The 12977-nt window shown below is 57.9% G+C and carries 12 protein-coding genes and 1 pseudogene; 10 read left to right on the top strand and 3 right to left on the bottom strand.

Features of this window, described 5'->3' with window-relative positions:
- The first annotated feature begins 53 nt into the window (after window positions 1-53).
- The 6 genes from ACFOTD_RS20150 (at window position 54) to ACFOTD_RS20125 (ending at window position 7381) form a co-directional block, all read left to right on the top strand.
- A complete protein-coding gene (locus ACFOTD_RS20150) occupies window positions 54-1616 on the top strand; it encodes a peptidoglycan DD-metalloendopeptidase family protein (RefSeq protein WP_378121736.1) in 1563 nt (520 codons plus the stop codon).
- 149 nt (window positions 1617-1765) lie between these two features.
- Window positions 1766-2506, top strand: coding sequence for a response regulator YycF (yycF, locus tag ACFOTD_RS20145; RefSeq protein ID WP_378121735.1), 741 nt, complete (start codon window positions 1766-1768; stop codon window positions 2504-2506).
- A complete protein-coding gene (gene walK, locus ACFOTD_RS20140) occupies window positions 2503-4335 on the top strand; it encodes a cell wall metabolism sensor histidine kinase WalK (protein WP_378121734.1) in 1833 nt (610 codons plus the stop codon). Before yycF ends, walK begins: the two co-directional genes overlap by 4 nt.
- Window positions 4332-5627 carry a YycH family regulatory protein gene (locus ACFOTD_RS20135; protein ID WP_378121733.1) on the top strand — a complete coding sequence of 432 codons (1296 nt, stop codon included), beginning with the start codon at window positions 4332-4334 and terminating at the stop codon, window positions 5625-5627. Before walK ends, ACFOTD_RS20135 begins: the two co-directional genes overlap by 4 nt.
- A 42-nt stretch (window positions 5628-5669) precedes the next feature.
- Window positions 5670-6440, top strand: a complete 771-nt coding sequence (gene yycI / locus ACFOTD_RS20130) for a two-component system regulatory protein YycI (RefSeq protein WP_378121732.1) — start codon at window positions 5670-5672, stop codon at window positions 6438-6440.
- A gap of 134 nt (window positions 6441-6574) precedes the next feature.
- Entirely contained in the window at window positions 6575-7381 is an 807-nt protein-coding gene (locus ACFOTD_RS20125; RefSeq protein WP_378121731.1) for an MBL fold metallo-hydrolase, read from the top strand.
- A 4-nt stretch (window positions 7382-7385) separates the two neighbouring features.
- Here the strand turns inward: ACFOTD_RS20125 and ACFOTD_RS20120 are convergent, their stop codons facing one another.
- Window positions 7386-7583, bottom strand: a complete 198-nt coding sequence (locus tag ACFOTD_RS20120) for a hypothetical protein (protein WP_378121730.1) — start codon at window positions 7581-7583, stop codon at window positions 7386-7388.
- Window positions 7584-7727: 144 nt separating this feature from the next.
- Between ACFOTD_RS20120 and ACFOTD_RS20115 the strand changes: the two genes are divergently transcribed.
- The 4 genes and pseudogenes from ACFOTD_RS20115 (at window position 7728) to ACFOTD_RS20100 (ending at window position 10468) form a co-directional block, all read left to right on the top strand.
- Window positions 7728-9038, top strand: coding sequence for a S1C family serine protease (locus ACFOTD_RS20115; protein WP_378121729.1), 1311 nt, complete (start codon window positions 7728-7730; stop codon window positions 9036-9038).
- Window positions 9039-9079: 41 nt separating this feature from the next.
- The gene (locus ACFOTD_RS20110) at window positions 9080-9247 is read left to right on the top strand and encodes a CxxH/CxxC protein (RefSeq protein ID WP_378121728.1); all 168 of its coding nucleotides are present in this window, start codon (window positions 9080-9082) and stop codon (window positions 9245-9247) included.
- Between the two features lie 297 nt (window positions 9248-9544).
- A pseudogene (locus ACFOTD_RS20105) lies at window positions 9545-9718 on the top strand (transposase); the annotation flags it as partial.
- Window positions 9719-9796: 78 nt separating this feature from the next.
- Window positions 9797-10468, top strand: a complete 672-nt coding sequence (locus ACFOTD_RS20100) for a hypothetical protein (RefSeq protein ID WP_378121781.1) — start codon at window positions 9797-9799, stop codon at window positions 10466-10468.
- Between the two features lie 242 nt (window positions 10469-10710).
- Here the strand turns inward: ACFOTD_RS20100 and ACFOTD_RS20095 are convergent, their stop codons facing one another.
- Together ACFOTD_RS20095 and ACFOTD_RS20090 are read right to left on the bottom strand one after the other, a co-directional pair.
- Entirely contained in the window at window positions 10711-12180 is a 1470-nt protein-coding gene (locus ACFOTD_RS20095) for a magnesium transporter CorA family protein (RefSeq protein WP_378121727.1), read from the bottom strand.
- Window positions 12177-12884: a TrkA C-terminal domain-containing protein gene (locus tag ACFOTD_RS20090; protein ID WP_378121726.1), complete on the bottom strand. Its 708-nt coding sequence runs from the start codon at window positions 12882-12884 to the stop codon at window positions 12177-12179. Before ACFOTD_RS20090 ends, ACFOTD_RS20095 begins: the two co-directional genes overlap by 4 nt.
- Between the last annotated feature and the right edge of the window lie 93 nt (window positions 12885-12977).

The raw sequence follows: 12977 nt of genomic DNA, 5'->3' as shown, positions 1-12977 counted from the left end.
ATGTCGCTTTTTGCGGCGGCAATCTATCTTACATAGCGATCGAGGAGTTATCCATGAATAACGGCAGCAGAAGCAAGCGAATTGCGGGAGCCGTCAAGGGGGCGGCCGTCTGGATCAAACGCCGGGCGGGACGCAAGACGGCGATCGCCTTATGCGCGGCAGTCGTCGCGGCAGGCGGAGGCACGGTACTCGTCAAGCAACATATAGAGGCTCATACGTTGTCTTATTCGGAAGTGTGGATCGGCGGCGAGCATGTCGGAGACGTCGGCGACCGAAGCGTCATCGATCGGAGCGTCGCCGTGAAGGCAGCCCAGTTGGCTCAAGCGGGCGGCGAGGTCTTGTATGAGCTGGATGATGGGCAGGTCACTTACAAGGATGCCGCAGCCTATGGCAAAAAGCTGGACGACGCGGCTGTTGCGGCCCTGGTTGGCGGCGTGCTTAAGACGCATCCGACCGGCGTCAAGCTGATGGTCGACGGCAAAGCCATTGCGGTCGTACGGGACAAAGAGACCGCGGAGCGAGTGTTGGAGCAGATCAAGGCGCATTACGCGCCGGCACCTGCAGAGGCGGCCGCAAAGAATGCGAAGAAGCCGGCCGCCAAGGAAGTACAGTCGCTGTCCTTCAGCGCGCAAGCTTCGAAGACCGGCGACGAGCTACCGGCTGCCGGCGACGGACAAGCCGCGGCGTCGGGCAAGGAAGCGGCACAGGCGCCTGAGGCCGACGACAGCGCGACCTTCGAGGAGACGGTGGCGATCGCGGAGCCGACCGAGGTAGATGCCAGCAAGATCGAGGACGACGCGGCGCTCGTCAAGCGGCTGATCGCGGGACATACCGTGCAGCGCGCCTATACGGTGAAGGCCGGCGATTGCATCGGCTGCATCGCGGACGAGCAACGAGTGTCAGAGGACCTCATTTATCAGAACAATCCTTGGATCGAAGAAGACAAGATCAAGATCGGCGACCAGTTGAACCTGACCGTTCAGGAGCCCCTGCTTAACGTCCGGTCCGAGGAGACGGTGACGCAAACGGAGACGATCGAATCGCAGCTCGAGATTCGCAAGACGGATGAGCTCAAAGCGGGCATATCCAAGATCGTCAGGCCTGGTTCGGACGGCAAGCGCATCGTTACCTACAAGCTGCTAAGGCGCAACGGACTCGTCATCGAAGAAGAGCAGGTATCGACACAAGTCGTAACGCCGGCGCTCTCCACCGTCATGCTGAAGGGCACGAAGGTGACGCCGAGCGAAGGCTCGGGCAACTTCATTTGGCCTGTATCCGGGCACAAGATTACCAGCTATTACGGCAAGCGGTGGGGCCGACTCCACAAGGGTCTCGACCTGGTCGGCAGCAGCAGCGTCACGGCCGCCGACAACGGCGTCGTCGAGCTCGCGGACGACAGCATGAGCGGCTACGGCAACGCCATTATTATCAATCATAACAACGGATACAAAACCCTGTACGGTCACCTGAGCAAGATAAACGTCAAGGTCGGCCAAGTCGTGGAGCAAGGCGAAGCCATCGGCGTGATGGGCAACACGGGCCACTCCTTCGGCACGCATCTGCACTTCGAAATCTACTTGAACGGCAAGCTTAAGAACCCCGCGGATTATTTGTAAACATTTACCCATACAAACGCCCTTCGAAACGCGCTTTCGGAGGGCGTTCTCTGTTGGGCAGAAACCTAGGGTATGTTAAAATAAGGCTAATCATAGCCGCCGGACGATTGAGATCCGAGGAAGCGGGACAGGGATACGGAGGCCAGCGCATGCCGGGCAAAATTCTGGTCGTGGACGACGAGCGGCCGATCGCCGATATATTGAAGTTTAACCTGGAAAAAGAGGGCTACGAGGTCATCTGCGCCTTTGACGGCGGAGAGGCCGTGCAGCTCGCGTTCGAGCACGATCCGGACTTGATCCTCCTTGACTTGATGCTGCCGGTCAAGGACGGCATGGATGTCTGCCGCGAGGTTCGCAGCCGGCTGTCGACGCCGATCATTATGCTGACGGCCAAGGATACGGAGCTGGACAAGGTGCTGGGTCTCGAGCTCGGCGCGGACGACTATGTCACCAAGCCGTTCGGCACGCGGGAGCTGCTAGCTCGCGTCAAGGCGCATCTCCGCCGCCAGCGCAAGCTGGACGAGCCCCGCGAGGGAGCCGAGCAGGAGGCTGAGCCGGAGCGGCAGGGCCTCAAGCTGTTTAATCTTTTTATCGATACGGATATGTACGTCGTCTACAAGAATGGCCAGCCGCTGGATCTGACGCATCGCGAATTCGAGCTCGTACACTACCTCGCGCGCAACAGCGGCAAGGTCATGACGCGCGAGCATCTGCTGCAGGCCGTGTGGGGCTTCGAGTACTTCGGCGACGTACGGACGGTGGACGTGACGATCCGGCGGCTCAGAGAGAAGCTGGAGGACGATCCGAGCAAGCCTGAGCTGATTATGACCCGCAGAGGCCTCGGCTATCTGATGCGGAGTCCGAAGATGGCGGGCGGGTACGGGGGATGAAGCTGTTCGCGCCGCTGCGCACGATTCAGGCGAAGCTGATCATGATGGTGCTCCTGCTCATCCTCATCGCGGTGCAGCTGATCGGCGTCTACTTTATCAGCACGATGAAGAAGTCGCTTATCGACAACTTCACTTCGAATATCAATACGCAAGCGCAACTGCTCGCCGTCCTGCTTGGCTCGGGGGAATTCGCCAAGCAGGACGGCGAGGGCAACCGCTCCGACGAAGCCATCGAGTCGCTCAAGCAACTCGTCGGCAGCCTCTTTAGCCAGAACGGCACGGAGACCCAGGTGCTCGACGCCAGCGGGCGCGTGCTCTCCACCTCGCTCGAGTCTCATCAGAGCTACATCGGCCGCAAAAATACGTCGCTTCTCGTCAGCCGCGCGCTCCAGGGCATCAGCGACAATACGGGCGAGCTGATTGACGAGGACCGCAGCCGCAAGAAGGTCATTGCCAAGCCGATCCTAAGCGGCGACAGAGTGATCGGCGCGGTCTATGTCGTCGCCTCCATGTCCGAGCTCTACAATACGGTGGAACGAATCAATCGCATCTTCGTCTCCGGCATGCTGCTCGCGCTAGGATTAACGGCAGTGCTCGGCATCCTTTTGTCGGGAACGATCACCTCTCCGATCAAGGCGCTCACGCTGCAGGTCACGGCCGTTGCCGAAGGCCGCTTCGACGAGCGGGTGCCGATCCTCGGGAACGACGAGATCGGCCAGCTCAGCGCGGCCTTCAACGAGATGACCGAGCGGCTCAGCGAGGCGCTGTCCATTAACGAGGAGGAGAACGAGAAGCTCTCGTCCATCCTCTCCAACATGAACGACGGCGTGCTCGCCACGGACGAGATCGGGCGCGTCATCGTCGCCAATCGCCGCGCCCGGGCGATGCTCGGGCAGGAGACGATCGAAGGGATGACCCTGTCCGAATGCCTGGCCATCGACAAGGCCGCCATAGCCGGCACGCTCGAAGGCAAGGAATCGACGCGCCTGATCTCCCGCATGCAGCCCGTCAGCGAGGAAGAGCTTGTCTTCCGTGCGTCGCTCACGCCGATCCGCCGCAGAGACAAGGGCGTAGTCGGTGTCATCGCCGTGCTTCACGACGTGACGGAGGCCGAGAAGCTCGACAATTCGCGTCGCGAGTTCGTCGCGAACGTTTCGCACGAGCTGCGTACGCCGCTTACGACGATCAAGAGCTACACCGAGGCGCTCGACGACGGCGCGCTCGCCGAGCCGCCGCTTGCGGAGCGCTTCGTCGGCGTCATCCGCAGCGAGACGGAGCGCATGATCCGGCTCGTCAACGACTTGCTCCATCTGTCGCGCTTCGACTCCAAGCAGGCGCAGCTCCGGCGCCAGATGACCGACGTCGGCGAGATGATGGAGGACGTCGTCGACCGCTTTTCGCTGCAGCTGCGGCAGAAGGCGATCACGGTCAAGGTCGAGGTCGATCCGAACCTGTCCAAGGTATGGATCGATCGCGACGGCATCGATCAGGTGCTCGACAACATCGTGTCCAATGCGATCAAGTACACCCTCGACGGCGGTTCGGTTCGCCTGACCGCGGGACCGACCGAGTCTGGACAGCTCTCGGTGTCCGTGCGCGATACGGGCATCGGGATTCCGAAGAAGGATCTGGCGCATATTTTCGACCGCTTCTATCGCGTGGACAAGGCGCGCTCGCGCAATATGGGCGGCACGGGGCTCGGCCTGTCGATTGCCCGGGAAATCGTCCGCGTCAACGGCGGCAGCATACTCCTCGATTCCGAGCAGGGAGTCGGTACGACCGTGACGGTCATGCTTCCGATGGTGCAGGAAGGAAGTGAGTACGCTTGATCGATAAAGCCAAATCCGTCGCGCTCGCGCTGCTCGTCGTCCTTAGTCTCGTGCAGAGCTATTTCCTGGCCTACAGCATGCCGAACCTGGAGACCCAGGTGAAGACCGAGCAGGATTACGTCAAAACCGAAGAACTGGGGCCGGAAGAGAAGGTTGAAAATCTGCTTTTCCCGGAATCGCTCGTCATTCACATGGGGCAGGACAAGCATACCGTTTTCTACCCGCAAGACACTTTTTACAGAATGGTACTGGATAAGCTGTCGAGCCGGGAGTTCAAAGGCTTCCAGCGAGCCGAAGCGAGAGCGATCGATTGGGAGCAGGTGCGTCGGCAGGACGAGGGCATCGAGATCCGCTTCGGGCGCAATATCCCCTTTTCGATGCTGCAGCGCGCATTCAAAGGCATCGACGGCGAGGCGATCCTCGCCGAGGGATCGGTCGACCGAATCTGGATATTCGCCCGTCCCGACAGCGGAGAAGTGCGCAGCTTCTTCCTGAACGCCGACGGCACCGAGGTGTATGAGGCCGCTCAAGTCGACCTGACCGCGCAGGACGTCGAGCAGAGCGTCGGCTTCGGCCAGTATTGGAAGCCGTTCAGCTATTGGGCCAACGGCGTCTACGTGCCGGATCAATCGCTTGCGCTGAGCCGCGTCGAGGTGGGCTTCACCAAGTATACGGCCGACCAGATGCAGCGCAACCTCTTCAACGACCCGACAACGACAAAAATGATCCAGGATAGTCAGGACGGCGCTCAGATCTATGCGGACACGAAGCGAGGACTCAAGGTGGAGCAAGGCGGTGGCTGGCTGTCCTTCAAAGACCCCGTCGCGCGGGCCGAGGGACGGGACGATCCCGCCGAGAACATCACCTCGGCCGTTCAGTTCGTTAATCTGCACGGCGGCTGGAACGGCAAGTTTCGCCTGGCACAGGCACCGGGCTCTGCCCAGGCAGACGATTCCGACTCGTCGATCCGGTTCCAGCAATACTACGGCGACGTGCCGCTTCTCTCCGCCGGCGAGTTCAGTTTCGGCTACATGCAGCTCACCGTGCAGCAGGGCGTAGTCAGCTCCTATGAGCGGTCGCTGCTCGTACTGGGAGACAAGGTCGGAACTGCGCAACCGTACAACCTGATTTCAGGCAATCAACTGCTGGTGAAAATTCGCCAGACGGCAGGCGGCCAGCAGGTCGCATCGCTTTTCCCGGCCTACCGCACGACATTGGCGCAGGATAAGCTGGTGCTGGAGCCGGTATGGGCGATACGCACGTCAAGCGGCGAAGTTCGCTTCGCCGGATGAGCCGGCCGAAAATAGGCGTTTTCTTCGGAAGGGGGGAGCAAGGTGGACTGGGGAAGAGCGAAGACGGTGCTCATCGTCGCTTTTTTAGCGCTAAATATCGTGCTCGGATATCAGCTATGGCTGGAGTGGCGGGAGCGAATCGACTCGACGGTCGACTGGACCTCCTTGCCCGCCGAGGCTAGGCAGATCATGCAGGAGAAGAATATTCGGATCGAAGCCAAGATCCCGACCGATACGCCAAGCCTGCGCGATATTACGTACAAGCAGCAGGTGCCGGCCGGAGCGGCAGGCAGCAAACGAATTGCAATCGAGCCGTCCCGAGAGACGCGTATCGTATTTAATAATAAAGAGCTGTTGCAGGCGCTGGGCGACGTCATTCCCGAGCTGTCGAGATATCAATTCGATTATTACGGCAGCGCGAGCGAAGGCGAATATGCGTTCAATCGCAAGGTTGAGGGCTTGCCTCTCTTCGACGCCAAACTGATTCTCTATTACAGCGAGCAGAAAATTCAGGAATACAGCCAGGATTTGATCGAGACGCTGCCGTCCGAGGGCGGTCCGGACCAGAAGGTGCTGCCCGCAACCCAGGCGCTTACGAGCCTGATCCTGAAAAAATACTTGCCGACAGGGGCGGCCGTCAAGGAAGTGCAGCTCGGCTACCACGGCCAGGGCATTTTTAACTCCGATACGCAGGTGGCCGCGCCCTCCTGGCGCGTTCTGCTTGAAGACGGAGGCGTGTTCTACGTCAATGCGGCCAGCGGCGAGGTTTCCACGGACAAGGAGACCTCTCTCGAGCCGTTATCGGAACCTTAAGGCTCGCAGCGCGCCCGAAGTAATTAACGCTGAGGGGCTCTAATCTGATAGAATAAAATAGAGTGCGCGACTATAAAGATCCTTAGAGAGACATATAGCCTTGCCGGAGAGAAGAGAGAAGGGAAACAAAGCTTATGGGACTTCGCTTCACGGTGCTGTCCAGCGGATCGACGGGCAATGCGACCGTCGTGTCCTCGAGCGCGGCGACAGTGCTCATCGATGCCGGTCTAAGCGGCAAAAAAATCGAATCGCTGATGCAAGAACGAGAGGTGTCGGGCAGCGAGCTGGACGCCATCTTCGTGACGCACGAGCATTCTGACCATATTAAAGGTTTGGGCGCTTTTGCCCGCAAATACAGCCTCCCCGTCTACGCCAATGAGAAGACGTGGGGCGCCATGAACAAGCATGTCGGCGAGCTGCCGGACGAACAGCGCAAGGTGCTGCCGACCGGTGGCGTCATGGAGCTGTTCGACCTGCGGATCGAGTCGTATGCAATCTCGCACGACGCGGAGGAGCCGGTAGGCTATTGCTTCAGGTCGGACGGCACGAAGCTGACGCTGGCGACCGATCTTGGGTACGTCAGCGACAAAGTCATGAGTCAACTGCTGGAGTCGGACGTACTCGTGCTGGAGGCTAACCACGATATCAACATGCTCCGGATGGGCCGATATCCTTGGAACATCAAGCGCCGCATTCTTGGCGATATGGGCCATCTATCGAACGAAGCGGCTGGCGATACGCTATGCCGGCTCGTATCCGAAGGCCGCACCAAGCGCGTGTACCTCGCCCACTTGAGCCAGGAGCACAATTTGATGGATTTAGCGAAGCTCACGGTGAATACCGTATTAGAAGATAACGGCGTTTTCTATCAAAAGCACGAGTTTGCGCTTTGCGATACGTACGCGGACCGGCCGACGCCTTGGGATCTGGTGAAGGCGTAGTGTGTCAGAACAGATGGCGCTCCAGCTCTTCTTCCATCTCTTCCGACTTTAGCCTTAGCTCTTCTGCGGTGACGATGCCTTTGTCGACCAGCACTTCGATCAGCGTGGTGAGCGCCAGCAGTTGACGATAGCGGTCGTCCTTCAGGTCGGCGAGCTGCGCCGCGAAGTCTACGAACGACCAATGGGGAGACGTGGGTTTCAAGCGCTTGTCCTCCTTGCATTACCATTTTGATTTGTCGTCGGTTTGCTTGCTATGGATCTGTGAATCTATTACTATTTTAGTCAAATCGCTCACCATACATTCCAATTTTCTTTGCTTTTAATCGGTCAGCGAGGGAGGCGTCTCATGGGCTTTTTCAAAGACGATTTTTACTCTACCAAAGTTAAGCGAAGCAGTCGGGAGACATCCGGCTCCTGGAATCGGCCGAGCCGTTGGGGCCGCCAGAATTCCGCTTTGAAAATAGCGCTCGTCTCTTCGCTGGCCAGCTCCGTGCTGGTTGCGTCCCTTTTCTATCTGACCGTCGACCGCCCCAAAAGCGGATCCGCTGCGCCGGCTATATCGTCAAGCGTCTCGGGCGGGTACGATACGAACGAGGCGATCATCTCCGCTGCCGCCAAGGTGGGTCCCGTCGTCGTGAGCGTCATCAATCAGACGCAAGGCGGATCCTCGAACAACGAGGCGGCGATCCAAGAAGGCACCAGTCTGGGCTCCGGCGTAATCTTCCTTAAGCAAAAAGGGAAGGCTTATATGATTACGAACGCTCACGTTATTGCGGATAGCGTAAAGCTCCAGGTCGTCCTGTCGAACGGGACCAAGAAGACCGCGACTGTCGTGGGCAAGGATACGATTACTGACCTGGCCGTTCTTGAGACGGACGACAAGGGGATCAATCAAATCGCCGACATCGGAGACTCGGGCAAGCTGCGCAAAGGCGAGACGGTGATTGCGGTCGGCAATCCGCTTGGATTCAGCGACTCGCTGTCTAACGGCATCGTCTCCAACTTGAAGACGACGGTGCCGATCTCGCTCAACCAAGACGGTGTCTACGATTGGGAGGAAGAGGTCATCCAGATCTCGGCACCGATCAATCCGGGCAACAGCGGCGGCGCGCTCGTCAACCTGAATGGTCAAGTCGTCGGGATTAACAGCATGAAGGTCGCGGATACGAGCGTAGAGGGCATCGGATTTTCGATTCCGATCGACGACGCCATGCCGATTGTGGACCAATTGATGGAGCACGGCAAAATAAAGCGTCCGTATCTGGGCGTCTACTCGATGGATCTGTCCATCTACCTGGACAATAAGGCAGGATCGGAAGACGAAGCGCCGTCCGACGACGGAGACGCCGAGGCTACGCCGGATTCGAACGGCGACGACGACGATGTTCCGGCGGGCGATGAGCTCGTCATACCGGACGGCGTTACCGATGGCGTGGTCGTTCTCGAAGCCGTCGGCCCGGCTAAAGCGGCAGGTCTTGCCTTTAACGACATTATCGTATCGCTCGACGGCCATCCGATCAGCAGCACCCTCGATTTGCGCAAGTATTTGTATACGAAGACCAAAATCGGGGATACGCTAGATATTACCTACTATCGGGACGGCAAGAAGGGCGAGCTCAGCGTGAAGCTCGTCGAAAAGACCGAGAACGACGGCTAACCACATGAGCCGATCTCCGGCAAGAGGAAGGATATCTCATCATGTATTGCGTATGTAAAGAACACGTAGAGCTCGCGATCGACACCTTCGTCGACGAATACGAGGACGCGCCCGATCTCGTCAATTTGAAGGAGACCAAGTTCTCCGCCTGGGATCCGCCGCAGCACTGCGAATATTGCAAGGAGTCGGTTCATTTTCTAATTGTCTGAACCGCCGGGGCTCCACCGTCTAGAGAACGCAAGACGCCCTGTAGAGGGCGTTTCGGCGTTCTCTTTTTTATGTGACAGAGCCGTGCCCGTCGCCGCATTTTAACGATATCCCCTTCAATCAGGGGCAGTCGTATAGCTAGCGCGATACGTTTTAACAATATCCCCTTTGCTCAGGAGAGGGGGGACACGTACGGATTTGCGAAGCTTTTTCCCCCGCCAAAAGCACAAAAAATCAGTAGACACTCAATCCTCATTTTGCTAAAATAAGAACAAATGTTCTCTGTGGAGTGAGCTGCGATGAGCGGAAGCCGATATTCGATCGGAGACGGGATACCGACTTATAGCGAGGAAGATTGCGAGGGCGCCCTCTTTATAGCGAAGTGGCCTGAAGGCTACAGGTGCCCTCGCTGTTCGTATCCACATTATTATCGCGTTTCCTCAAGGGGGCGCGGGCTGTTTGAGTGCGTCTCCTGCAGGCATCAGACCTCGCTGACGGCAGGGACGATACTCGAAGGCACACGCACGCCGTTGTGCAAGTGGTTTCAGGCGATGTATCTGATGCAGATCGGCATCAGCGCCAAGCTGCTGTCCGAGCTCATTCAGGTGACCTATAAGACCGCATGGCTAATGAACCACAAGCTTCGCTACGCTATCGAGCAGCGGGATGCCGGGCTCCCTTTAGAAGGGAGTCTACAGTTACTTGGCGAGTTTTACGGATATGAATTCCACCGTCATTATAGCGGCAATGGCGCGGCGCAAGTGGATAAGTCGCAGTCTGTAGTCGTTGGCGCTTCGGTCAATGAACAGACGGATATGGTCAAGCAATTGAAGATCAAGCGCGTGGAATGCACGAGAGCCGGCCAGGACGCTGGGGGCGTTATCGGGCGGTTTTTGCAGCATCATGCCAATGATTCCAGCGAAGTAAAGATCTTTGATCGCCGCAATCGCAAAGAGCGTTCGGGACTCCATGTATTATGGACGGAAGCCGTCAGGTGGCTGGCCCGGACATTCGGAGGGATCGGACCAAAGCATCTGCAGGCGTATTTGGATGAGTTTTGTTTTCGTCGCATGCTTCGCAGCGGGTCGATGGTTGAATTGATGGGCTTGTGCGGCACGACGGCTACGATCATCTATCGAGATCTGGTTGGAAAAGGGTTCGGGGTGCATCCGATTGAGTGGCGTTCTAAACGCGCAGAATCCCGTCGAGTGGTTGCATCATAAGTTCAAGAACGCCTAAGTGTGCAAGTGTACAGGTGTGCGTGATCTGCTATTACTCTGCCTGCAAGCCCAGGTAAGATCACAGAAGAGGCTTCCGCTTTTTGCAGCCCATTTCCTGAGCGAAGGGGATATCGTTAAAACGGGTGAAAAGGGGCCTATAGCCCCCCGGCACATGCCCTCTTCTTGCCGATGCAACAGCGGACGTTGACGCATGCATCCGCTCGCGCAGGCGGCATTAGCGAGGATCAGCTTCTGAACCGCTTGAGCAGTTCACGGCCCCATTTCCACAGAATATTGCCCGACAGAAGGAATGCGACGAGCAGACCGCTGCAGGTGACGACCAGCGCGAGCCACTCGAAAGGCGAGTAGCTGGACATTTTGCTCCACTTGATCGGATTTTTGAGATCCTCGATGACCTGGTTCATGCCGTAAATGCCGCTGATGACGGTATAGATGGTGAGGATGTTCAGCAAATAACTGGAGCGGCGCGAGTTGGCGTTCTCCTGGTACTTGAACAAGTCGTTGAGCGTCTGTTTGACGTCTTCGAATAGCTCGTCGTTGCCGTACATCCTGCGCAGCTGGAGAAAAATCTCCCGCCCCTGGGACTGCGAGACGACTTCAAGAAAGTTGTATTTGGCGGAGAAGGTGGTAATGTCGCGGATGAGCAACTCCGTCTTCTCCGAGTCGCGCTCCATCTGGACGCGGGAATACGCATTCGACAGCTTGAGCAGAACGATGCGGTGAAAAAGGTTCAGCAGCAGTCCGTAATAGTATTCGCCGTACATTTTGTTGACGATGGCGTCCGCTTTGCGCTCGGGCAGGCTGCTCAGGCAGCAGAAGCAGCTCTCGTCGGTCTGATAGTAGGCGTACGGCGCCCATCGCTCGAGGCCGGTGTCCCGGCAATAATCCTCGATGTAAGGCATGTAGTAAGCGCTGATATACGGGTCCCCATTGTCGTCGAGGCCGTCGAGCCTCGAAGCGCGGTAGCGGTCTAGTAGTGAGATGTCCGTATGCTCGGGAAAAGCATAGCTCGCCATGACGTACATGCGCTCGTCGATCAGATAAGGCAGCTCCTCGAAGTAAGCGCCGTCCATCGGCGTGCGGTCGAGGTGCTCGACCATGTGCGGCACGATGGCCTGAAATATAAAATCTTGAACCTCTTTGTAGCACGCTCCCTCGTACACGACGTTCGCGGCGCGGTCCTCGCTATGGGCGTCTTGCAGCGCGCGAAGACGATCGGCGAATTCGATGGCTTCGGTCAAGGTGATATTCTCCTTGGCCAGTTGGACACGAAGCGTGATGAAGCCGGTGTCGAACGGACAGAGCACGACGTCAACGGCGTGCAGGACAAAAGGCGCATCGAAATACCGCGTCTGCAGCACGGCTGTCGTCCCCATCGCCTTGCTCATGCGCTGGAAGCTCACCTCGTTGTCCTCCGACGGGAACAGCACATGGTTCGTGAACGGCAGGTAATAACGCTCCATATCCCGATGCGACACGCGATGCTTCGGGCCGTAGAACGCATTTTCCAGCTCCAGCGCGCTTAGCCGGAAGGCGGTGAAGCCTTCCCGCTCCAGCGTGTTTTTAACGTCCTTGTGGCAATCTGTCGTCAGGGAGAAAGGAAATAGAAATTGAAAATTCGCCTCTCGGATCGGCTGATCCGTCGCGTCCCCGTGATGAAACGGTTGTACAGCGCCCGTGCGCTCGTTTTTCATAAAGGGGAGACCGCCTGCCTTTCGTCACGTTCCATAGCCTTCTTCGCTTCAAGCTCTTTGCCGAAGGTGCGCTTTATCTGTCTCATGCTTCCGTATACGTACAACACGTCTCCCGCCTCCAGCGGCGTCTCCATGCGACTGTCGCGGATCGCGACGGTGCCGCGCTTGATCAGGAGAATATTCACGTCCGGCAACCGGTCGCACAGCTCCTTGATCGTACGGCCGATGGCCGGCGACGCCTCGCCGATCGGAATATCGATGAAGGCATCTTCTTTCTCCAAGTATAGCACCTCTTGAATCGCCAGCTCGTGGATCGCGAAGGTTTGGCGGAAGGCGCCGCTCATACGCTTCTCCAGCAGCTTGCCGACCGCAGGCATGCGCAGCAAGACATAAGCGATGAACAGCACGCCGGAAGCGATGGACAGCGGAAAAAGGTGAAAGTCGGGAGCCAGGATAGCGCTCACGCAGGAGATCATGACCGCTAGCGAGAAGGCGCCGAACAGAATCAAAAAGATGCCGATCCGTCTGCGTACGGGATGTCCGAGGATCAGCTCGGACTCCTTGGTCGTGAAGCCGGTGCCGGTCAGGAGCGAGACGACCTGAAAGCGCGCGATAGGATGCTCTAATCCCGTCGCTCGCATGAGGATGGCGGAGATTTCGACGACGAGAAATACGATCAGTATGTAGACGAGTATAAACCCCATAAGGGCGCCGCCTTTCGCTCAGATCCGCAAAGGAGCTGCGGTAACTATACTTCTGTTATACCCTTAGCACCGGCTGCTTCAAGCGTAGGGACA

Origin of the sequence: Cohnella sp. GCM10012308 (assembly GCF_042649185.1) — a bacterium.
Classification (GTDB): domain Bacteria; phylum Bacillota; class Bacilli; order Paenibacillales; family Paenibacillaceae; genus Cohnella.
The sequence above is the reverse complement of the archived record's forward strand: the minus strand, read 5'-3'. Positions and strand labels throughout refer to the sequence as shown.

What these genes read in the sequence shown, in the direction of transcription:
- ACFOTD_RS20090 (WP_378121726.1), bottom strand. Translation starts at nt 12,884, where the DNA reads ATGGGGTTTATACTCGTCTACATACTGATCGTATTTCTCGTCGTCGAA.
- ACFOTD_RS20100 (WP_378121781.1), top strand. Translation starts at nt 9,797, where the DNA reads ATGTATCTGATGCAGATCGGCATCAGCGCCAAGCTGCTGTCCGAGCTC.
- ACFOTD_RS20125 (WP_378121731.1), top strand. Translation starts at nt 6,575, where the DNA reads ATGGGACTTCGCTTCACGGTGCTGTCCAGCGGATCGACGGGCAATGCG.
- yycF (WP_378121735.1), top strand. Translation starts at nt 1,766, where the DNA reads ATGCCGGGCAAAATTCTGGTCGTGGACGACGAGCGGCCGATCGCCGAT.
- ACFOTD_RS20095 (WP_378121727.1), bottom strand. Translation starts at nt 12,180, where the DNA reads ATGAAAAACGAGCGCACGGGCGCTGTACAACCGTTTCATCACGGGGAC.
- walK (WP_378121734.1), top strand. Translation starts at nt 2,503, where the DNA reads ATGAAGCTGTTCGCGCCGCTGCGCACGATTCAGGCGAAGCTGATCATG.
- ACFOTD_RS20150 (WP_378121736.1), top strand. Translation starts at nt 54, where the DNA reads ATGAATAACGGCAGCAGAAGCAAGCGAATTGCGGGAGCCGTCAAGGGG.
- ACFOTD_RS20110 (WP_378121728.1), top strand. Translation starts at nt 9,080, where the DNA reads ATGTATTGCGTATGTAAAGAACACGTAGAGCTCGCGATCGACACCTTC.
- ACFOTD_RS20115 (WP_378121729.1), top strand. Translation starts at nt 7,728, where the DNA reads ATGGGCTTTTTCAAAGACGATTTTTACTCTACCAAAGTTAAGCGAAGC.